18 protein-coding genes are annotated in these 22,684 nt (G+C 40.3%); 13 read left to right on the top strand and 5 right to left on the bottom strand.

The window, feature by feature from the left end:
• Positions 1 to 168: 168 nt before the first annotated feature.
• Together R2S57_RS15425 and R2S57_RS15420 are read right to left on the bottom strand one after the other, a co-directional pair.
• The gene (locus tag R2S57_RS15425) at positions 169 to 687 is read right to left on the bottom strand and encodes a protease (protein ID WP_316845853.1); all 519 of its coding nucleotides are present in this window, start codon (positions 685 to 687) and stop codon (positions 169 to 171) included.
• A gap of 176 nt (positions 688 to 863) precedes the next feature.
• Positions 864 to 2,057: an SGNH/GDSL hydrolase family protein gene (locus tag R2S57_RS15420; RefSeq protein ID WP_316845852.1), complete on the bottom strand. Its 1,194-nt coding sequence runs from the start codon at positions 2,055 to 2,057 to the stop codon at positions 864 to 866.
• Positions 2,058 to 2,197: 140 nt separating this feature from the next.
• Here R2S57_RS15420 and R2S57_RS15415 point away from each other — a divergent pair, with 140 nt between their 5' ends.
• The gene (locus R2S57_RS15415) at positions 2,198 to 2,731 is read left to right on the top strand and encodes a peroxiredoxin (RefSeq protein WP_316845851.1); all 534 of its coding nucleotides are present in this window, start codon (positions 2,198 to 2,200) and stop codon (positions 2,729 to 2,731) included.
• Positions 2,732 to 3,059: 328 nt separating this feature from the next.
• Here the strand turns inward: R2S57_RS15415 and R2S57_RS15410 are convergent, their stop codons facing one another.
• Complete coding sequence (locus R2S57_RS15410) at positions 3,060 to 4,151, bottom strand: AI-2E family transporter (protein ID WP_316845850.1); 1,092 nt, start codon at positions 4,149 to 4,151, stop codon at positions 3,060 to 3,062.
• A gap of 177 nt (positions 4,152 to 4,328) precedes the next feature.
• On the opposite strand from R2S57_RS15410, the gene R2S57_RS15405 reads away from it, so the two are divergent.
• Positions 4,329 to 5,147 carry an alpha/beta hydrolase family protein gene (locus R2S57_RS15405; protein WP_316845849.1) on the top strand — a complete coding sequence of 273 codons (819 nt, stop codon included), beginning with the start codon at positions 4,329 to 4,331 and terminating at the stop codon, positions 5,145 to 5,147.
• A gap of 197 nt (positions 5,148 to 5,344) precedes the next feature.
• Positions 5,345 to 5,599, top strand: a complete 255-nt coding sequence (locus R2S57_RS15400; RefSeq protein WP_316845848.1) for a hypothetical protein — start codon at positions 5,345 to 5,347, stop codon at positions 5,597 to 5,599.
• A gap of 67 nt (positions 5,600 to 5,666) precedes the next feature.
• Here R2S57_RS15400 and msrB read toward each other — a convergent pair whose 3' ends face one another.
• Positions 5,667 to 6,173 carry a peptide-methionine (R)-S-oxide reductase MsrB gene (msrB, locus tag R2S57_RS15395; RefSeq protein ID WP_316845847.1) on the bottom strand — a complete coding sequence of 169 codons (507 nt, stop codon included), beginning with the start codon at positions 6,171 to 6,173 and terminating at the stop codon, positions 5,667 to 5,669.
• A gap of 165 nt (positions 6,174 to 6,338) precedes the next feature.
• Between msrB and R2S57_RS15390 the strand changes: the two genes are divergently transcribed.
• Positions 6,339 to 7,742: an arylsulfatase gene (locus R2S57_RS15390; RefSeq protein ID WP_316845846.1), complete on the top strand. Its 1,404-nt coding sequence runs from the start codon at positions 6,339 to 6,341 to the stop codon at positions 7,740 to 7,742.
• A gap of 136 nt (positions 7,743 to 7,878) precedes the next feature.
• Here the strand turns inward: R2S57_RS15390 and R2S57_RS15385 are convergent, their stop codons facing one another.
• On the bottom strand, positions 7,879 to 8,586 hold the full coding sequence (locus tag R2S57_RS15385) for a FadR/GntR family transcriptional regulator (RefSeq protein WP_316845845.1): 708 nt from the start codon (positions 8,584 to 8,586) through the stop codon (positions 7,879 to 7,881).
• Between the two features lie 176 nt (positions 8,587 to 8,762).
• On the opposite strand from R2S57_RS15385, the gene R2S57_RS15380 reads away from it, so the two are divergent.
• The 9 genes from R2S57_RS15380 to R2S57_RS15340 all read left to right on the top strand — a co-directional run bounded on the left by R2S57_RS15380 (position 8,763) and on the right by R2S57_RS15340 (position 22,525).
• The gene (locus R2S57_RS15380; protein WP_316845844.1) at positions 8,763 to 12,041 is read left to right on the top strand and encodes a TonB-dependent receptor; all 3,279 of its coding nucleotides are present in this window, start codon (positions 8,763 to 8,765) and stop codon (positions 12,039 to 12,041) included.
• Positions 12,042 to 12,058: 17 nt separating this feature from the next.
• Positions 12,059 to 13,600 (top strand): SusD family outer membrane lipoprotein NanU, encoded by a 1,542-nt coding sequence (gene nanU / locus R2S57_RS15375; protein WP_316845843.1) that lies wholly within the window; start codon positions 12,059 to 12,061, stop codon positions 13,598 to 13,600.
• A 71-nt stretch (positions 13,601 to 13,671) separates the two neighbouring features.
• A complete protein-coding gene (locus R2S57_RS15370) occupies positions 13,672 to 14,619 on the top strand; it encodes a dihydrodipicolinate synthase family protein (protein ID WP_316845842.1) in 948 nt (315 codons plus the stop codon).
• A 150-nt stretch (positions 14,620 to 14,769) separates the two neighbouring features.
• Positions 14,770 to 15,927, top strand: coding sequence for a hypothetical protein (locus R2S57_RS15365; RefSeq protein WP_316845841.1), 1,158 nt, complete (start codon positions 14,770 to 14,772; stop codon positions 15,925 to 15,927).
• Complete coding sequence (locus R2S57_RS15360; RefSeq protein ID WP_316845840.1) at positions 15,924 to 17,153, top strand: MFS transporter; 1,230 nt, start codon at positions 15,924 to 15,926, stop codon at positions 17,151 to 17,153. The genes R2S57_RS15365 and R2S57_RS15360 overlap by 4 nt, the downstream gene beginning before the upstream one ends.
• 16 nt (positions 17,154 to 17,169) lie before the next feature.
• Complete coding sequence (locus tag R2S57_RS15355; RefSeq protein WP_316845839.1) at positions 17,170 to 18,723, top strand: exo-alpha-sialidase; 1,554 nt, start codon at positions 17,170 to 17,172, stop codon at positions 18,721 to 18,723.
• 6 nt (positions 18,724 to 18,729) lie between these two features.
• The gene (locus R2S57_RS15350) at positions 18,730 to 20,802 is read left to right on the top strand and encodes a GDSL-type esterase/lipase family protein (RefSeq protein WP_316845838.1); all 2,073 of its coding nucleotides are present in this window, start codon (positions 18,730 to 18,732) and stop codon (positions 20,800 to 20,802) included.
• A gap of 6 nt (positions 20,803 to 20,808) precedes the next feature.
• On the top strand, positions 20,809 to 21,996 hold the full coding sequence (locus R2S57_RS15345) for an AGE family epimerase/isomerase (RefSeq protein ID WP_316845837.1): 1,188 nt from the start codon (positions 20,809 to 20,811) through the stop codon (positions 21,994 to 21,996).
• Between the two features lie 178 nt (positions 21,997 to 22,174).
• Positions 22,175 to 22,525 carry a hypothetical protein gene (locus R2S57_RS15340; protein ID WP_316845836.1) on the top strand — a complete coding sequence of 117 codons (351 nt, stop codon included), beginning with the start codon at positions 22,175 to 22,177 and terminating at the stop codon, positions 22,523 to 22,525.
• The last annotated feature ends 159 nt before the right edge of the window (positions 22,526 to 22,684 follow it).

Here is a 22,684-nt window from a genome sequence, read left to right as displayed (position 1 = left end):
ACAAAATAAGGGGGGATAACACTCGTTTACGAGGCAAATTATTAACCACAGATAGAAAGGATGCACACAGATCATTAATTTTAATATCTATGTGCATTCATACAAACGACTGAGCAGGGATGATTAAAAATTAGAGCAGTATTCAGTTATTTAATCCGAAGTTAAATACTAGTGTAGATCCGTATAAATAAAGGTAATGGTATCTCTAGACACTAATCCACTCATATTACCACCCGTGTAAACTGCTTTATAACTCGCTCCTTTTTTGAGATCGTAGGCCTTAAGTAAATCGGCATTGGCAACGAGGCTATCACCTGGCTTTACTTTGCTATAACTCGATGCAGGAGGTGGCATTACCCGTTTGGCCATTGCACCTTTGTACTGTGCTTCTTCTCCCTTTTCGTTGGTAATGCTTAAATAACTACTCATTAAGGGTTCGAATGGCGTATGCCAGATACAGAAACTTTTCGTGCTATCGGTATTGTTGTACACCACAAACCTTAACAATAATGGGTCGCCAGTGGCTACATTGCCATTTATTTTTAATTTGACTTCAAGCGAATCGTTTTTGCTGGAAGTACTTTCCGTTGTGCTTTCGCTTTTGCTATTCGCCGTATTTCTGGTGGCCTCGCTGCAGGCCGAAAACAATACTAAAAGCGCAGGGATAATTAATTTGATGTTTTTCATGAGATGTATTTTGTTATATAAGCAAATGAGTGTTGATATTGTTTGATTGGAATTTGATTAAACTAAAACGATTAAGTGTAATAAGCAATTGGCTTTACGCGAAGATTGTAATCTAGAGTGAAATAGATCTGCATTGCAAATCCAGATTAAAAAAAAAGATGTTGAAAATTGAATGGTTAGTTGGCGTTTACCAAAAAGTAAGCAATACGGCAGGCATAACCGGTTGATTTTGGGTTGTGCATCTCGCTGATGCGTACACTTAATTTGTGTTCACCACCGCCTAGCTGATCGCCGAGTAACAGGTACCAGGGTAAATGTAAGCTCGAGCTCCATTGGGTGTATAGATCGATCATTTTTTCTTCTCCATTATCAATACGGTAATGGAGTGCACCTGCGTCGGCCCCCGATAAAATCGCAATGCCTACTGCGTTCCCTTTAAAAATCAGATCCAAAGTGCTGTTTCTTGTAGTGCTTTCTAAGATGGGGATATTTACAAATCCTGGTCTGGCTTCAAGGCCGTCAGTTGGTTTCCAGTTTTTATTGATGCTAAAGGTATTTAAGTTTGTTGCGGCATTAATACTCACATATTGCCCTTTGGTATAAGCAAATTTATCCAAGATTTTAGGCAAACTTGTTGTGGCTTTTTTATTGGTGTTTTTCTGGTTTTCTTCCAGAAAGGTTTTGATGGTATTGAAATAAAGCTGCTGACCGAAAGGGGATGGGTGGAGGTTTTTAAAATCATCCTTCCAGGTAAACTCGCCATTTGCGATACGTTTATCTACCTCTAAAGCAAGGTTGATGAAAGGTAAATGGTAATATTCAGCCAAATCACTGTGCACTTTTACTTCCGCAGGTATTTTGCCGGTATTAAAATCTTCATTTTTATCTTCGTCGGCAAAAGCCATTAATACGATGTCGGTTTTTGGGTTTTTGCTCAGCGTGTGTCTGATGATACCTTCTAATGCACGTCGTTGTGTTTGCTCAGCAGTTTGGTTGGCATGATCATTTACGGCTGATTCCACAAACAATAAGTCTATTTTTCCGCTATCCAATACATCGCGTTGCAGACGGAAAGCATGTGGCAAACTGCCCAATGACGGGATACCTGCGTTAATGAACTTAAATTTTGTTTGAGCGTAGGTTTTGGTCAGATAGCTGCATACCAGGCCGCGCCAACCTTCCATATTGGTAATCGATCCGCCTAAAAAAGCAACCGTTACAGGTTCATTTTTCCCTAACTTTTCGGCTGTATTAGTACTAAAGCCATTAAACGTAATGAAAGAAGAAGATTGAAGCTTGTTTTGGGCGAAGCTGTTAGAAATTAAGGTGGTTACCAATAAGGTTAGGCAAAAAAAAGAGGTCAGTTTCATATAGATTAACGTAAACCAAAAGTAGTAAAATTTAGAGTCGATTGGCAATGCTTCAAAGAAAAAACTTAGGGAATTAAAACCGGAAATTTTCATCCGTTTGTTTAAATTCAACGTATGTAGGTGTAAAACCTAAATATAAAATGAGGAAAAGAAAGATGATTTGTCTTGCTGTTATATTGCTGAGCGTAATAAATTTCAATATTTATGCCCAGGAAACCAAAAACCAACGTATTGAGGTAGGAAGTAAGGTGCCTGTTTTTAGTCTGAAAGACGATAGTGGTAAAGATTTTAAAGTGAGTGACTATTTGGGAAAGAAAAAGCTGGTCATCTATTTTTATCCCAAAGATGAGAGTAGTGTTTGCACTAAAGAAGCCTGTGCATTTAGAGATAGCTACGAAGAATTTAAATCAACCGATGCCATCATTATCGGTATCAACTCCGGAACGGTACAAAGCCATGCTGATTTTAAGAAACACCACAATTTGCCTTTTACCCTTTTAAGTGATCCGGATAATAAGGTATTAAAAATGTTCGGCGTTAAAGACGTGATGTTTTTAACAGGGCGCGAAACCTTTCTTGTTGATTTGGATGGAAAAGTAGTGTTTAAGTTTAAAGGGATGCTAAAAGGCGATGAACATGCCAGCAGTGTATTGGCTTTTTTAAAAAAGAAATAATCTTTTCGGTTCATTAAGGCCAGTCTGCATGGCGGGCTTTTTCTTATTCCTAAAGCTTTTAATCATAAATGGGAGAGCAGTTTTAGTACAGCTATTATTGTTTCTCCCCGCTTCCCATTTTGCTTCGCGTCCATTCCAATCGGGTCTATATGGCCTAGCCTGTAAGAAGATGACAGGCTGGGCGTTTATGTGCCAATTTCTACAGTCCTTTGTTCAATAAACCAGGTAGCAGCGGTTCCGATTCTTCATCGGAATTAGCGGATAACGGGACTGCTGTTACAGAAGCACTACTGCCTGTTCGTTTTCAAAAAAAGAAAAAACATTAAAATTAGCTGGCCGACAACTTTTTCTTCCTTCTGAACCTTTTCACCTGACCCATATGCTCGGTTGGGATATTATCGCCCAGTAATTTGCCCCAGGGTTTAAGTCCGTCGATCCGGTCAAAAATGATTTTCAGTACTGCAATAAATGGAATGGAAAGGAACATACCGGGAATGCCCCATAATGCTGCGCCCATTAAAACGATAACGATAGAAATAAGGGCATTGATTTGCACCTTGCTCGACACAATTCGGGGTACCAGGATATTGTTATCGATGAATTGGATCAGCGCATAAGCGCCTATAATTAACAATTGAGTGGTAAAACCGTCTTTGGTCAGGGTAGCCATCAATACAGGTAATGCAATGGCTATAATCCCACCGATATAAGGCAATAGGTTTAATATTGCCCCAATAACGCCGATCAGAATGGCATTTTGTACGCCAAGAATCAACAATGCTGCGGAGTTCATTACCGCTACAATCGATGTTTCGATTAGTAAACCAATAATATAACTTTGAATAGCTGCTTTGGTTTCTCCCAAAATATCGGCAACTTTTTGTTTATTCTCTTCCGAAAATACTTCGTAGATAAAATTTAAGATCAGCGTTTTATACAGCAGAATCAAAAAGGTATACACCGGGATCAGAAAAACTACGCTTAAAACCCCCATCAAACCACTAAGGGTTTGACCGATTAATGCTTTACTACCATTTGCTGCCTCGTTAACCATTTGCATTTGTTTTTGCGTAGAAATGCCAAAAGTAGTTTGCAACCAGGTTCTTATTTCTTCCAGCAACTGCGATAACTTCTGCTTAATGCTATCCAGATCATCAAAAAAGTGGGCAACCTGTGATGACAGAAAGTAAAGTATAGCGATTACTGCAATAATCCCGATCAGCATGGATAAGATAATGCTTAATATTCTTGGCATTTTCCTTTCGAAACGGTTGGTAAGCGGGTTAAGCAGGATGGCAATAAGCGCTGCAAAGGCTAAGGGTACAAGAATATCTCTTAATACGCTCATCATAAATACTGTAATTACCAGTCCTAAAAGAATTACAGGGGCCTTGATGTAAAATGGGTAAGTTTTAAGCATTTTTCGGTGGGTTCATCGTTCAACAACCATAATGTAACAAAATTGTTTTAATTTATTTATTCGTTGAAGGAATAAGCCAAATAGCTTAAGTATCTTTTTTATTTCAATCCACCAGAATGGTCAAAAATGTGGAGTTATTTTATAAACTTAGCACTATAAATCCATTAAAAATTATCAATGAAAAATAGCTTTTTAGTCGCCATCTGTTTGTTTTTATTTACCAATATAGTAAATGCCGCTGAAGTTGATACTGCTTTAACCTATAGCAAATCGATGAAAAAAAATATCAAGGCGGTGGTAATTAAGCCCGACAGTTATAAAACGGGAAAATCGTTCCCGGTGCTTTACCTCCTTCATGGCGCTGGTGGCAGTTATGCCGAATGGGTGAAGAAAGTACCTGGTATTAAAGATCTGGCCGATCAGTATCAGTTTATCATTGTATGCCCTGATGGCAATGTAACCAGTTGGTATTTTGATAGTCCGGTTGATCCCGAATGGAAATACGAAACCTATGTATCCAAAGAGTTGGTGAGTTATATTGATGAACATTATAAAACCATTGCCGAAAAAAAGGGCAGGGCCATTACCGGTTTAAGCATGGGTGGCCATGGTGCGCTTTATCTGGCCATTAAACATCAGGATATTTATGGTGCAGTTGGTAGCATGAGCGGTGGGGTAGACATTAAACCTTTCCCTAATGGGTGGAATATATCGAAAAGATTAGGCACGGAGGACGAATTCCCTGAACGCTGGAAGCAGAACAGCGTAATCGATATGATTAACCGCATTAAACCGGGCGCGCTTGCTATTGCCATCGAATGTGGTACCGAAGATTTTTTCTACAAAATGAATGTACGCTTACATGATGAGCTTTTGTACAACAATATACCGCACGATTTTACAACCAGGCCAGGGGTACACAACTGGGATTACTGGGCAAATGCCATTAAGTTTCAGAGTGTATTTATGAACAATTATTTTAACGCCAAACCCTAAACAGCGTAGATTAAATTAAATCGCTAAATCGGGCTATTTTTCGCGTGGTGTTACACATACGTTCTGCATATAAATTGATACATCATTTTAAGTAAAAAATTAACTTTTAGATTACATACAAACTAAAGACTTACCATATTTTTGACCGTTCTCGAAATCTTATTTATAAAACAGGAAACGAAGATTTAAAACCAAAAATGAAATACTTAGTCAAAGAAATCAGTGAAGGAAACTGCGATATCACTTTATTGCCAGAAAACCTGAATGACAGAAATCTTTTAGCCGAAACAACTAAAACCTTTCAGCACGATTATCAAGAAACTATACAGTTGCATTATGAACATGCATTGAAAAATGAAGTTCATGGTAATGCTGCATTTGTTTCCTTAAACAATGAGGAAAGTAATTATCCGAAAAGAGTAAATGTAAACTACCAGATTATCCTAAGCTAACAGGGTGTTTTTCTGAGTAAGGCTTTCTTTATGGTAAAGAAAGCCTTTTTTGTTTTATAGGCTTTTTTTATTGTGCAAAACCATCGGGCTCAAAATCGAGTGATATCGAATTCATGCAATAACGTTTATGCGTAGGTGCAGGGCCATCATCGAAGATATGGCCAAGATGCGAATTGCAACGACCGCATTCTACCTCAATCCGCTCTATACCCAAACTGTTATCTTCCTTATAAATGGTACTTCCCTTGCGGATGGTTTCGAAGAAACTTGGCCAACCACACTCACTGGCAAATTTGGCATCCGATTTAAAGAGGGCATTGCCACAAACGGCACAGTAATAGGTTCCTTTTAAGGTGGAATTCCATAATTTACCTGTAAAGGCGCGTTCGGTATTGGCCTCGCGGGCTACGGCATACAAAGCGGGTGGTAATATTTTTTTCCATTCCGAATTTTTGACTTTTAACTTTTTAGTGTCAGTACGCGAGTAATATGGATTATTGGCGTGGTTTTGCTCCTGGCTATGGGCATAAAAGCCAAAAGTTAACAGAAATGATAATGCGATTAATATTTTCATGGTGTGTTTTTATATGTAAATAAACGAATAATTGGGCGGTATGGATTGGTTAAATACATTAAGATTTGTATGTAAAATATTAAATAGCAAGGCTAGAGATTAGATCGTAATTTATATTTTTGGTCGCTCTGCTTAAAGTTACCAAATATATTTTATTCCATAATCATGAAGAAAATCGGCCTTTTATTCCTAATTACAATTATTGCACTATCCGTTAACGCACAGAAAAAAACAAATGTAATTTTCATTCTTGCAGATGATATGGGCTATGGCGATTTGGGCAGTTACGGACAAACAAAAATAGAAACACCTCATATTGATAAATTGGCTGCTGGTGGGATCCGTTTTACACAGTTTTATGCAGGAACAAGTGTTTGTGCACCTTCAAGAGCGTCATTAATGACTGGTTTGCATACGGGGCACACACCAATAAGAGGAAATTACGAAATTGAACCTGAAGGACAGCTTCCATTACCTGATTCTGCTTTCATCATGCCAGAGATGTTTAGGTCGGCAGGTTATAAAACCGGCGTTTTTGGCAAATGGGGCATGGGTTATCCTGGCTCGGAAGGCGACCCGGTTAAACAAGGGGTTGATCAGTTTTATGGCTACAACTGCCAAAGACAATCGCATGATTTTTTTCCAGATCATTTATGGAACAACACCCAAAAAGTGGAATTGAAAAATACACATAGCAATCAGGTACAGTATGCGCCAGCTCTGATCCAGGAACAGGCAATTCATTTCATGGTCGAAAATAAATCGAAGCCATTTTTTATGTATCTGGCCTATACCTTGCCACATGCAGCCTTGCAGTTGCCGGAGGGCGATAAAACCTTCGAGTATTATAAAAAGAAATTTAACGAGCAGCCAAAGCCTGTTAAAACTACCTGGGTGGGCGATGGCTATCAACCGCAGGCTTACCCACACGCGGCTTATGCTGCTATGGTAACTAAACTGGATAATTACGTGGGTGAGGTAGTGGCTAAGTTAAAAGCCCTGGGTCTTGATAAGAATACGCTGATTGTTTTTGCAAGCGATAACGGTCCACACGCCGAAGGTGGCAATGATCCGGCCTTTTTTAACAGCAACGGCGGCTTTACAGGTATAAAAAGAAAATTAAATGAAGGGGGAATCCGTGAGCCCTTGATTATCAACTGGAATGGAAAAGTTAAAGGCGGACAAACTTCTGATTATATCGGCGCTTTTTGGGATTTTCTGCCCACTTTTGCCGATTTAGCCAGCACGAAGCTACCGCAAAAAACAGATGGTGTTTCCCTAGTGCCACTTTTGCTAAATAAGGGCAAACAACAAACACACGATTTTTTATATTGGGAATTTCATGAAGATGGTGGCAGACAAGCAGTAAGAATGGGGAATTGGAAAGCCATTAGGGAGAAAGTTTTTAATGATCCAAAGGGGCAATTAAAACTGTATAATCTTGAAACTGATCCGCAGGAGAAAAATGATGTTTCGGCTGCTCATCCAGCTATCGTTGAAAAAATGAATGGCATTATGTTGAAGGAGCATGTGGAGAATAAGAATTTCCCTTTTGCGAAAGCGAAGTAGTTGCACTTAACTGATTAATTTACCATTGACTATTAATGACATTAGGTTTAGCTGTCATAAGGGATACTTCATCAATAAAAAATCAGTTTACAGCAATGATGATTTGGATAAAGGCATAAACAAATCAACCAATAAACTATTTTTCCTCAGCAAACAACCGGTTAAAATGATTTTCCAGGTGGTTTCTCATGGCATTACGGAAAAGTTCGGGCGATCCGTTTTCTAAAATATCAACTAAACCCTTATGCGATACGAATTTATGGAGTTGCCCTTGTTTTTTTAGTAGACCACTGTTATGTACGAAATCGAATATCGGCAATAACATGCTTTGGAATTTTCTTAAGGTTTCATTTCCGGTGATATCATAAAGTTTTCCATGAAAAGCAATTTCGTGCTCAATATTAAACAGGTGATCTTGTGAAGCTTCGGGTTCGTTATCTACGATATTTCGAAGTTCTTTCAAGTCTTTGGCTGTAATACGCTGGAATAAAAAATCAGCCATGCCAATTTCGAGTACCAATCTGATTTCGAAAATTTCTTTTAGTGTGCCCTGATCTAAAATATGTGGGTTCATACTTTTGGAAAGAATGCCAAATAAATCAGGACTGGTAATTACAGCTCCCTTTTTCTTTTTCGATTCAATCAGGCCCATCATCCTTAACCTCAACATCGCTTCGCGTACCACTGTTCTGCTCACGCCCAGGGCAGCACAAAGTTCGAGTTCTGTAGGAATGCTATCCCCAACCTTTAACTTACGTTCCTGCAAAAGTTGAACAAGCTTATCTTCTACACGATCTACCAACGAACTGGTATCCACTTGTTTAAAATTACTGATGCCTTCCATTATTATGTATAATTTATTTTTCTTGATAAACTGTCTTTAAATAGCTTACGGGCAAATATAAAGCTAAGCAACTGATTTTTCGCTTAATTTTTTTTGAAACTATTTGCAAATAACTAAAATAAATCGGTACTTAGTATTATTATGTATAACATAATACAAATTCAATTAACCAAATTATGAAAGAAATTTACTTTAAACTCACCAAGCATTGTTTGCCATTTTTATTAATGATGACAACAGTCTCGGCATTTGCACAACAGACCATCAGTGGGAAAGTTACAGATGCAACCGGACAAGGAATTCCAAGCACAACTGTATTGGTTAAAGGCACAAAAAACGGAACCTCAACCAGTCCGTTGGGAACTTACAGCATCAAGGTTAATAAAGGCGAAGTTTTGATTTTTAGCCTGATCGGTTATCTGTCTCAGGAAATCACCATCCAGGATCAGACCTCGGTTAACGTAAAGCTATTAGAAGACAGTAAAGGATTAGATGAGGTAGTAGTAGTGGGATATGGTACGCAGAGCAGGCGTAGTGTAACCAGTTCCATTTCTAAACTGGATAAAGATGTATTGGCCAATACTCCGAGATCAAACGCGGCATCTGCATTGCAGGGCACTGTACCCGGTTTGCAGGTGGTTACGGCTTCCGGACAACCAGGAGCGGCGCCCGCTATACTGCTCCGTGGTGGAGCATCGATCAACAGTCCTGGCGCACCTTTGGTGATTGTTGATGGGGTAATCAGATCTTTAAACGATATTTCTTCTGAAAATATCGAATCGATAGAAACCCTAAAAGATGCCTCTGCAACTGCTATTTACGGCGCGAGGGCAAACAATGGGGTAATATTGGTCACTACTAAAACCGGTAAAGCAGGCAGCGCGCAGATTTCGTACAAATTTACAGGTGGTTACAACCAGGAACGAAAAGGATACCAGTACATGGGGGCTGGCGACTATATCTATTATACACGCTTAGGTTATTTAAATGCAGGTAGAACTTTAGCTCAGGCCAATGGTTCAAGAGGTTTGGGACTTTCGACCAACGCAGCAGACCTGGCCAGTTTCGATATCAAAACCTTTATTCCGGGAACTACCGTGCTGCCAAGTGGTTGGCAACTGGTAAACGATCCTTACGGAGGTCAGATTATGTATAAAGACCATGGCGGTGAAGTTGAAGATCTGGTTTTTCAGAATACCTATACCAAAGATCATTATGTAAGTGCGAGTGGTGGAAACGACAAAGGGAAATATTTTGCAGCCTTTGATGCTTACAATGAAGATGGTGTAATTGTAGGATCGAAATATAAAAGATACACGGGCGATATTAACGGATCATATAAAATTAAACCAAATGTTGAGATCAGCTCGGGTGTAACCTTATCCACTTCTTCACAATTAGGTACAATTGGGGGCGAAGTAAATACTTTGTACAGAAGTTTAGCCATCTGGCCGACTTTTAATCCATGGATTGATGAGGCCAAAACAGTAGCGAATCCAGGAAACAGTGCAAGTGATGGTAACCCTTTGTATTGGTTAGGCAGGCTGGACAGATCAAATGAGGTAAACAGGATTATAGCCAACGCGGCTGTGAAATGGGACATTATTCCAGGGCTTTATTTCAAGGCAACGGGTAATGCCTATCTTTTCGAAACATTGGATCAGTCTTTTCAAAAATCTACACAAACTTATGCCCAGATCTTTGCCAATTCGGGTAGTAGTACTACCAGAAGCTCGACTAGTGCTTTTGGCAGGGATTTCCAAACGCAGTTTAATGGTATATTAAACTACAGCAAAAGTTTTGGCAAACACAATTTTAACGTAATGGGCGGTGCAGAGTATTTTGATGTAAAATCTTATGCCTCTCAGGTGTTGGGGCAGAACGCACCAACGGATGATATTCCTACGGCAAATGCTTCTACAACTTTTGCTGCGGGTAGCAATTTTACCACTCGTACAGCATATAAGATTTTATCGGCTTTTAGCCGTTTTGCCTACGATTTCGATCAGAAATACCTGTTTACGGCCGTATTTAGATTGGATGGGGCATCTAGTTTGGCCAGCGAAAATAGAAATGGCATCTTCCCAGGCCTTTCTGCAGGATGGAATGTACACCGTGAAGAATTTTTCAAAAACTCAAAAATCAGTCAAATTATTTCGAGTCTTAAACCAAGGATCAGTTATGGCCAGAATGGAAATATTGCCGGTTTAGGTCGCTATGAAACCCAGGGAGTTTACAGTTTACAGGGGAATTACAACGGCAGCGCAGGTTTCTTGAATACAGGTATTATCAACAGCGATTTAAGATGGGAAAAAAGTAAAACCACCGACCTGGGTTTAGATATGGGATTATTCAAAGACCGCATTACGGTGATTTTTGATTATTATGACCGTAAAACCAGTGATCTTTTAACCAATCTAGATCTGCCAAGTTATACCGGCTTCTCGAGTTTTAGAACCAACCTGGGTACCTTTCAAAACAAAGGTGTAGAAATTGGCATTGATGCAAAAATCATTGACAAAGGCGGTTTCAAATTTAACGCTGGAGCCAATGCCTCATTTGTGAAAAACAAAATCCTGAAATTACCTTTCAACGGAAACGAGAACAACAGACAAGGAGGTTTACAGATTTACGATCCTGCATCGGGTAAGGTAATTTGGGTTGGTGGTATACAGGAAGGTCAACCATTGGGCAACATATACGGTTACAAACAGGTTTCCATTTTTAAAGATGCTGCGGAAGTTGCTGCGGTAGCGGGCAATAGAACCGATGCCATTGCCGGTGTAACTGGTCCTAATTTAGCTGCCGGAGCCAACGGAAGGATTACTGCGGGTGATGTGAACTGGGAAGATGTAAATGGTGATAATATAATCGATTCGAGAGATCAGGTGTATTTAGGCAATATTTACCCAAAATGGACAGGTGGTTTTAATTTTAACGCTAGTTATAAAGGCTTTGGCTTTTACAACAGATGGGATTTCGCCCTTGGACACACCATTTACAATGATTTAGTGGCCCGTACATTGGGTAATTATCAGGGTACATTTAATTATATCGATTTACAGGCCCAGGCCTGGTCGCCAACCAATACCGATACCGATATTCCAAAAGTTTACTATGCCGATCAGGTTGCAGGTTCTAAGCAAAATTATACCCGCGCCAACAATGGAAATTCGGTATTGAACGGAAACAACTCACGTTTTTACGAAAAAGGTGATTACTTATGCCTTAGAGAGATCACGCTTTCTTACGATCTGCCTAAAGGACTTTTGCAAAAATCGAAATTCTTTAACAATGCAAGGATTTACGTAACGGGAAGCAACCTATTGTACATCACCAAATTCTCAGGCCCATCGCCTGAGCCGCCTGTATCAGGAACTACTATTACAGGGATTTATTCGGGAACATACCCAACACCACGCACCTTTATCATGGGGCTTCAGGTAGGTTTTTAACAACAAAATGATCAAAGATGAAAACGATATTTAGAAATATAGTAGTAATGTTGAGCCTGTTTGGCTTAATCTTTACCGGATGTAAAAATGAACTGGACTTAAGTCCGGTAAGTAGTTTAAGCGATGCAAGTTATTGGCAAACCGCCGATCAGTTTGATGCTTTTGTGAACGGTGTATATACCCGTTTTAGAAGTCATAATGCCAACTTCCAATATTTGGGGGAATTACGTTCGGATATTTTCGGTACCGATCCTGGCTCTACGGCCACTTTTACAGGCGAGGCAACGCAAGGTTTAGAACGGATGTGGTTGCAAACACTTGATGCCGACAATTCGGGTGTAAGTGGCTTTGGAGGTTTCTATACCAATATCAATCAGATTAATCTGTTGATTCAGAAATTGAACGAAAGTAGCATTTTACCAGATGCCAAAAAGAAAAATTATCTGGGTATGGCTTATGGTTTACGTGCTTTCTATTATTTCCAGATGTACAGAACCTGGGGCAAAACCATTATCCAAACCGAGCCTACCACATCGGTTGATGTATCTAACCTGGCCAAAGCCGCCTCAAGCGAAGTTGATGTAATGGCTTTGATCAAAGCTGATATTGATCTTTCCAATTCAAATTTCGGAACGAGTTATGCCTTCGACACTAAAAATAAAAAAGGATTTTGGTCTAAAGCCGCCACGCAGATGTTAAAAGCCGAAGTTTACTTATGGAACGCACAGAGGAGCGGTGGTGTTGCCGATGCTACAACTGCTAAAACCGCATTAACCGACATTCAGGCAAATGTTACGCTGTCGCTATTGCCGAATTTTGCAGATGTTTTCTCCACTACCAATAAGGATAATAACGAAATTATATTTTCCTCTAAAAACAAATTAGATGAGGCAACACTGGGTTTTATTGGTAATTATGTGCCTCAAACAGGCTTAATCGTTAATTTTTACGATTCAGTAGGCAACCGTAAATTTGATGTGGCTACCGATAATTATGGTGGTTTATTAAGGGCGCCTATAAAAATTGCCACTTACCGAAAGTTTAATAACCTCGATCTTCGAAAAAACCTATCCATTCAAGCAGCCTATACAAAAAATACAGCTGGTGCTTATGTCATTGCGGGTGCTTTCCTTAAAAAATATCAGGGGGAGCAAAATGCAGGTAACAGGGCATATACCAACGATTTCATCATTTACAGGTATTCAGACTTACTGCTTTTATTGGCAGAGGTAAAAGTAATATTGGGCGAAAGTCCGGTTGCCGAAATTAATTTGGTTCGGGCCAGAGCTTATGGTGTAAATTATAATGTGGCTACTTTGGGTTATCCAAATCAAACAATAGATGTAAATGCCAATGAATCCATTTTAAAAGAACGTTTTTTCGAATTTATTGGAGAAGGCAAACGCTGGTACGATTTAAGGCGCATGGGCGATAGTTTTGTTTACGAGTATACACCGGTTACCGCAGCCACGTCTTACAAATTATTGTGGCCCTTAGATCGGAGTACGCTTACCAATAACAGAGCGCTTGTCCAAAATCCAGGATATCCTGCTTTTTAAACCGGATGGCGATTCCTATGAGGATTTGATCGCGTTTATTAATATTACCATGTTAAACTATACTATACAATATGCAAAATACTAAATTACAAGGGCTTATTGCCGCGCCATTTACGCCGTTTCATCAGGATGGAACACTAAACCTCCGGTTGATTCCAAAGTACTACGCCTTTTTAAAACAGAATGGTGTTACAGGTGCCTTTATCTGTGGCTCAACAGGAGAGGGGGTTTCCCTTACCCGAGATGAAAAAATGGAAGTTGCCGAAGCATGGGCAGTGGCAAGTAAAAACGATACAGAATTTAAAGTAATGACTTTACTTGGCGGTACCTGCCTGGCCGATTGCAAGGTACTTGCTAAACATGCCGCCGAGATTGGATTATATGGGGTATCATTTACTGCACCATCTTATTTTAAACCGTCGAGTGTTGCTGTTTTGGCCGAAATGTGCGCCGAAATTGCTGCTGAGGTACCCGAAATGCCTTTTTATTATTACCACATTCCGGTTTTAACAGGTGCTAACCTGAGTATGATCGATTTGCTACAAGCTGTTGATGGTAAAATTCCAAATTTCGCAGGGGTGAAATATACACATGAGGATTTTATGGATTTTCTATCCTGTATGAGTTTCAGAGACAATAAATATGATATGCTTTGGGGGCGCGACGAAAATATGCTTTCTGCATTGGTTTTAGGCTCAAAAGGTGCTGTAGGAAGTACTTTTAATTACCTCACTCCATTATACAACCAGTTAATTGAAGCTTTTGAGCAGAACGACCTGAAAACAGCAACAGCCCTGCAGCAGAAATCAATCGATTTTATCCGTTTATTAGGTAAGTATGGTGGTATTGCAACCGGTAAAGCCTACATGAAACTGATCGGTTTAGATTGTGGTGAGTTTAGGCTTCCTGTTAAAAATATGGATCAAACTGCTTTCATGCACTTTAAAACAGATGTTGAAAAGTTAGATTTTCAGACTTTTAAATCGAAGGGTTCTTTAACCACAGATAGCCACAGCTAAATACGGATTTCCGTATCTCCGCCTGAACGGCTGGGCAGGTGTGTGTATCCTTTGTTTCCGTGGTTATTGATGTTTAACTGGGCGGAGTAACTTGATGGATTGAAAGCACCAGGTAATGGTTATCTTTATTTGTGCCCAAATTAAATATTAATGAAAAACTTTATTTTATACCTTACTTTCTTGCTTACATCTATCCTATCTCCAGAATTATCGGCGCAGTACCAGCATGTTAAAAATATCGACTGGAACATAGCCGCAACAATACCACCTGCGCCAGGGCAAACAACAGCTAAAGGTTTGGCTGGTGCAATTTCGGATGTTGATCATCACATTTTACTTATTGCCGGTGGTACCAATTTTCCAAATGAAATGCCATGGAACGGTGGAAAAAAGAAATATTACGATGATGTTTTTTTATACCAGAAAACCAATAGCGGCTTACTTTTAATATCTACAGAAAAGAATTTAAAGTTACCTTTTAACCTGGCATATAGTGCGGTTTGCAGTACACCTTACGGAATTGTTGCTGCTGGTGGCGAAAACGAAAACGGATTGAGTAAAAAGGTTTTACTCCTAAGCCCGAAAGCGAATGAAATGGAAATTAATTTTCTGCCTGATCTGCCGACTGGCTTAACCAATGGTGCTTTAACCATACTGGGTGATGTAATTTACCTGGCAGGTGGTGAAGTAGAAAGCGGAGCAACAGATCAGTTTTTATCGCTGGATCTAAAAAAACGGCAGGAGGGATGGAAAAGAATGATCAATCTGCCACAGGCTGTTTCCCACACCGTGTTGCTACATTCTGAAAATAGCAGGGAAATTTTCCTGGTTGGCGGTAGAAAAAGAAACCCTGGTGATACCAGTACACTTTACAAAAATGTATTTGCTTTTAACCTGGAAGAGCAAACTTGGCGGGCAAAAGCATCTTTGCCTTACACGCTGTCTGCTGCTTCGGGAATTACAATTGGAAAGGATCTTTTTGTTTTTAGTGGTGATCTGGGCGAAACCTTTCATCAGGCAGAGAAACTGATTGCTGCAATCGACAAGGAACAAGATTCTATTAAAAAAGAGCAATTAAGTCAACAGAAAATTAAACTGCAATCCAATCACCCTGGTTTTAGTAAATCTGTTTTGAAATACAGTTTCGAAAAGAATACCTGGTCAACTTTAAAAGGATCGATGCCTTATGGAACGGTTACTACCAATGCGGTGCGATTAGAAAACGAAATCATAATTGCTGGGGGAGAAATTAAAGCAGGAGTAAGAACGCCCAATATTTTGTTGGGGAAATTAAAATCAAACAAATGAGCGAAAAAAAATATGCATGGGTTGTGGTTGGCCTGCTTTGGTTTGTGGCGCTGTTGAATTATATGGACCGCCAAATGCTTTCGACCATGAAACCCGCCATGCAAATGGATATTGCCGAGTTAAAATCGGCCACCAATTTTGGTTACCTGATGGCCATCTTTCTGTGGATATATGGTTTGATGAGCCCTGTTTCAGGAATTATTGCCGATAAATTAAACCGGAAATGGCTTATTGTAGGTAGTTTACTGGTGTGGTCGCTGGTTACTTTTTTAATGGGTTATGCCACAACTTTTAACCAGATTTACTGGTTAAGGGCATTAATGGGGGTTAGCGAGGCATTGTATATCCCTGCGGGTTTATCGTTGATTGCCGATTACCACAGTTCGAAAACGAGGTCTATCGCGATCGGTATTCACATGACTGGCCTTTACATGGGGCAGGCTTTGGGCGGTTTTGGGGCAACCATTGCTTCTAAATTTTCGTGGCAAGCCACTTTTCATTCTTTTGGTTTTGTAGGCATTGTTTATGCCATGGTTCTGGTATTTTTTTTACGGGAAAAGAAGAATATCGAATTATCAGAGAAAGAGTCTGTTCAAATAAAGCCTTCTCTTTTTAAAGGTTTGGCACTTTTGTTCAGTAACATATCTTTCTGGGTAATCCTGATTTATTTTGCCATTCCCAGCTTACCGGGCTGGGCAACCAAGAACTGGCTCCCAACCTTGTTTGCCAATAATTTAGGCATTGATATGGCACAAGCCGGACCAATTTCGACCATCACCATTGCTGCCTCTTCCTTTTTAGGGGTAATTTTTGGTGGTATTTTGTCTGATAGGTGGGTACAGAAGAACATTAAGGGGCGTATTTATACCAGTGCTATTGGTTTAGGTTTAACCATTCCGTCTTTACTGCTTATTGGTTTTGGCCATTCGCTGTTCAATATCATCGGGGCGGCCTTTTGTTTTGGCTTCGGTTATGGGATGTTCGATGCCAATAATATGCCTATCCTTTGCCAGTTTGTATCTTCAAAATACAGGGCTACTGCTTATGGTGTAATGAATATGACCGGGGTTTTTGCAGGGGCCTTTATTACCGATTTATTGGGTAAATCTACTGATTCGGGGAGTTTGGGCAAAGATTTCGCCATGTTATCCATTATCGTTTTTATCGCCCTGATGATTCAACTTTATTTCCTGCGTCCTAAATTTAATGATTTTGGAGATGCTTAAAACAAAAGAAAACAACATGAAACATATTAATATAAGAGCAGGTTTAAGTTTACTGCTTGTACTCGCTTCATTTGCATTAAAAGCTAATCCGTTAAAAGGAATAAGCATAACTGCTTCCTCGCCAGTTGTTCCGGTTTTAAAAGGATTAGAATCGAATCCGCTTTTACGCGTGCTGATTTATGTTCCAGCAGGAGAAAAAGAAATCTCATTCAAAAAGATAACCGCTAAGCTTAGTCCTGCGGCACTTCAATCGATTGATAAAATTGATGTATATTTTACCGATCAGGAGCCACTTTTTGCTGCAAAAAATAAATTGACTACGGTTAATCCTACCATGGTGAGCCAAAGCTTTGATCTCAATGTAAAACTTAAGCCGGGTATGCATTATATCTGGTTTAGTGCTAAACTTAAAGATCAGGCCGATATCGATTCTAAAATTGAATTTCATGTCAATCAAATCGAAGATGCCAATGCTAAAAAATATGCTATTGTAGAAGTGGGACAGGGTTTTGTTAAAAGATTGGGCATTGCGGTAAAAAAGGCTGGTGAGAATGGTATCAATACTTTTAGGATCCCTGGAATTGCGACCACGGATAAAGGATCGCTGATTACCGTTTACGATGTGCGGTATAAAAATTCGGGAGACCTACCCGGCAATATCGATGTAGGTATGAGCAGAAGTACCGATGGTGGTAAAAGCTGGCAACCAATGAAGGTGATTATGGATATGGGCGAACCGAATGAAAATAATGGCGTGGGTGATCCAGCAGTGCTTTTTGATCCTGTTACCAAGAAAATCTGGGTGGCGGCATTGTGGAGCAAGGGAAACCGCTCTATTGCTGGGTCAAAGCCCGGTTTATCTGAAGATGTTACCGGCCAGCTGGTGCTGGTGAGCAGTGGCGATGATGGGTTAACCTGGTCGGCACCGAAAAGCATCACTAAAAATACCAAAGATCCTGCCTGGAACCTTTTCTTTAATGGCCCTGGCAGCGGTATCGCCATGGCCGATGGTAAACTGGTTTTTGCCGCCCAATATTGGGATGAAAATGCAATGCCCTATTCTACGCTAGTGTACAGTAACGATCATGGATTAACCTGGACAACAGAAGATGGGCCCAAACCAAACACCACCGAAAGCCAGATCATTGAAACCACGCCAGGCGTTTTAATGCTGAACATGCGCGATAACCGTGGCAGTTTTAGAAGTGTAGCTACAACAAATGACCTGGGTAAAACCTGGACAGAACACCATACATCTTACAATGCCCTGCAAGATCCAATTTGTATGGCCAGCTTTATCAAGGCCAATGTGCTGGTAAAAGGCAAACAAAAAGAGGTGGTATTTTTCGGTAACAATAACACTCAGGCCAACCGTTATAATTTAACCATAAAGGCAAGTTTAGATCTTGGCGAAAGCTGGAACAGCAAAAACGAACTGTTGGTAGATGATAGAAAGTTTTTTGGATATTCTTCCTTAACTAAAATCGATGACCATACCATTGGCTTCTTTTATGAAGGCTGGAAAGACTTATATTTTGTACGTATTCCAGTGAGCGAAATTGTAAAATAAATCTCAATGAAAGCTTTTTTAGGATTCATCATAGCGCTGGTCTTTTCGACCTGTAGCAGTGGCTATGCGCAAAAAATAAAAATTGCCTGTATCGGAAACTCGGTTACGGCAGGTTATTTATTGGCCAATCCACAACAACAAGCTTATCCTGCGCAGTTGCAGCAATTATTGGGCGATCGATACCTGGTGGGGAATTTTGGACACAGTGGAGCCACGCTTTTAAAAAATGGGCACAACCCATATTATAAAACCAAAGCATTTAACGATGCATTAAACTTCCGTGCTGATATTGCCATCATTCACCTTGGTTTAAATGATACCGACCCAAGGAACTGGCCGAATTATAAGGACGAATTTCAGGCAGATTACCAATGGCTCATCGAGCGTTTAAAAGAAGGAAACCCTAAGCTTAAAATTTACATCTGCAAGCTCAGCCCAATTTTTAGCGGTCATCCAAGGTTCAAATCCGGTACGCGCGATTGGTACTGGCAGATCCAGCATAAAATTGAACAGGTTGCAAAAGTGAATCGGTTTGAACTTATAGATCTTAACAAGGCCTTGAATAACCGCCCTGAGCTTTTTGCCGATAACCTGCATCCTGATATTACAGGTGCAGGGATCATAGCCAAAACTGTTTATGGCCATATCATAGGGGATTTTGGTGGTTTTAAACTGAATGCCTTGTTTGCCGACCACATGGTTTTGCAACGGGATCAACCCATTTCTATTTATGGTTCAGCCAATGCAGGCGATGAGGTAGCAGTTGAGTTTAACCAGATTACACAACATGGCATAACCGATCGCAATGGCCAATGGAAAGTACTTTTTAAACCGATGAAATTCGGCGGACCTTATACTGTTAAAGTTAAATCAGGTCAACATCGCATTTTGTTAAAAGATGTGATGATCGGTGATGTGTGGTTATGTTCAGGGCAGTCGAATATGGCCTTTCCTTTGAAATCGTCGGCTACTGCTCAAGCTACTTTAAATCATTTAAACAAAAATCGTCCCATCCGCTTGTTGAAGTATAATTTATTGGCAGAAACCGATAACATCAGCTGGGATGAAAAAACATTAAACGAGATCAATGCACTCAATTATTTCTCTGGTAGCTGGGCGAAAGCAGATGCAAATACTGTTGGTGATTTTTCAGCGGTAGCTTATTATTTCGGAGAAAAGGTCGCCTCAAACACAAAAATCCCAATTGGCCTGATTCAAATGGCTGTTGGTGGTTCAACGCTCGAATCGTGGATAGACCGCAAAACATTGGAGCATAATAACCTGCTAGTTGATCTGTTAGGCAACTGGCGGAAATCAGATTTCATTCAGGATTGGGTACGTGGCAGGGCAGATGTGAACCTTAAAAATGCAATCAATCCAAAACAGCGCCATCCTTACGAACCTGCATACAATTATGAAGCTGGGATTTCAAATTTGACCGACTTTCCGATTAAAGGGGTAATCTGGTATCAGGGAGAGAGCAATGCACACAATGTTGAACTCTTTACCCACGAATTTCCGTTGCTGGTTAAAAGCTGGAGAGAGAAATGGCAGCATAATTTTCCTTTTTATTACGTTCAGCTCTCCTCCATCGACCGGGCTTCATGGCCTTATTTTAGAGATGCCCAACGGAAACTGCAGGCTGTTATTCCCAATTCGGGCATGGCAGTAAGTTCCGATCTGGGCGATTCGCTTAATGTTCATCCCATCCATAAAAAAGAAGTTGGTGAACGCCTGGCTTTACTGGCCCTGAAAAATACCTATCATCAAAATATCCAGGTCGATGGCCCTGTGGCTGTAAAGGCAACGCGGAAACAGAATATCATTACGGTAACTTTTAGTCATGTTCAAAAACTAATGACTGCTGACGGAGCAACATTGAAAGGTTTTGAAGTGGAGGATGATCGGGGAAAGCACCTAACTGTTAAAGCCACTATTTTTAATAAGGAAGTGCATTTAACTGTTCCGAAGCAATTAAAAATAATTCGGGTTTTATATGCCTGGCAAGCCTTTACAAGAGCCAATTTAATTAATGAAGCCAAACTACCGGCTTCCACATTTTCTATTTCTACAAATTAAACCGATATGAGTTATACGAACGAAGAACTGAAAAAACTTGCTTCATTTTATAAAAACCAGTTGTTAAATGATACCGTTCCATTTTGGTTTCCGAGATCGGTTGATCAGGAGTATGGCGGTTATCTGCTGATGCGCGATCAGGACGGGAGTTTGATCGATGATGATAAGGCCGTTTGGATACAGGGCCGGGCTGCATGGTTATTATCCACCCTTTATAATACCGTCGAACCTAAACAGGAATGGCTTGAGGGGGCAAAATCTGGAATCGACTTTTTAAACCGTCATTGTTTTGATACCGACGGGCAGATGTTCTTTCATGTTACCCGCGATGGGCAACCGATCCGTAAAAGGCGTTATTACTTCTCTGAAACTTTCGCTGTAATTGCCAATGCAGCCTATGCAAAAGCAAGTGGCGATGAAGCTGCGGCCGAAAAGGCCAGGTACCTCTTTGGAAAATGTATCGAATATGCCACCACACCTGGGTTGCTGCCTCCAAAGTTTACCAACACCCGGCCATCGAAAGGTATTGGTGTTCCTATGATTATGATGAATACCGCGCAACAGCTAAGAGAAACCATCGGCGATCCGCGTTGCGACGAATGGATTTCGACCTGGATTGAAGAAATTAAAAATGATTTTGTGAAAGATGATATTCAGTGTGTGATGGAACAGGTGGCTCCTGATGGTGCTGTCATTGATCATATTGATGGAAGGACCTTAAACCCAGGTCATGCCATTGAAGGTGCTTGGTTTATCCTGCACGAAGCAAAATATCGAAATAACGACCCCGAATTGATTAAATTGGGTTGTAAAATGCTCGATTATATGTGGGAACGCGGTTGGGACCAGGAGCATGGTGGAATTTTATACTTTAAAGATGTGTACAACAAACCTGTGCAGGAATACTGGCAGGATATGAAGTTTTGGTGGCCGCAGAACGAAACCATTATTGCCACACTATTGGCTTATACCTTAACGGGTGATGAAAAATATGCCCGTTGGCATAAAATGATTCATGATTATGCTTATGGTAAATTTCATGATCAGGAAAATGGCGAATGGTATGGTTATTTGCACCGCGATGGTAAAGTGGCACAGAGGGCAAAGGGTAATTTATTTAAAGGGCCTTTCCATTTGCCGCGCCAGGAATGGTATTGTGCTACATTACTTGAGGGACTGGGTTATTCTTTATAAACATTAGCATTATAAGAATCGTATATACAGGTAAAAATATATCGCTAAGCTATTAAAAGATATGCTTTAGCTTAAAAATTTAGGCCTAGAGGTCAAACGATTGGGGTCAGAGGACAAATGTTTAGGTCTGTCATTTATATTTTTGAGTGGTGAGTTGATGCCTTTGAGTGGTGAGTCGATGCTTTTAGCTTGGGTATCGGAGCTTTTGAGTGGCGAGTCGATGCTTTTGAGTGGTGAGTCGATGCTTTTGAGTGGTGCATCGATGCTTTTAGGTTCGCCATCGGAGCTTTTAGGTTCAACGTCGGAGCTTTTGAGTGGTGAGTCGATGCTTTTGAGTGGCGAATCGATGCTTTTGAGTGGTGCATCGATGCTTTTGAGTGGCGAATCGATGCTTTTAGGTTCAACGTCGGAGCTTTTGAGTGGCGAGTCGATGCTTTTGAGTGGTGCATCGATGCTTTTGGATCAGTCATCAGCGCTTTTAGGTGCATTGAAGAAGGTAAGAGCTGTAAAAGTGCAGTTAAAAGCGTGATCTGAATTTATGGTCGGTGTGACACCAACCATTAGAATAAAAGAAATGCCCTTCAACTACGCTCAGGGTGACAACGTTTTTTTCGATTTTCACCTTAACGTAATAGCATTGGGTGAGATACCGCCATTGATTAAGGGATGGATATCTTCACGAAATCGT

Origin of the sequence: Pedobacter psychrodurus (genome assembly GCF_032678585.1) — a bacterium.
GTDB classification, from domain to species: domain Bacteria; phylum Bacteroidota; class Bacteroidia; order Sphingobacteriales; family Sphingobacteriaceae; genus Pedobacter; species Pedobacter psychrodurus_A.
Note: the sequence above shows the minus strand (reverse complement) of the source record. Positions and strands in the feature narration are given on the sequence as shown.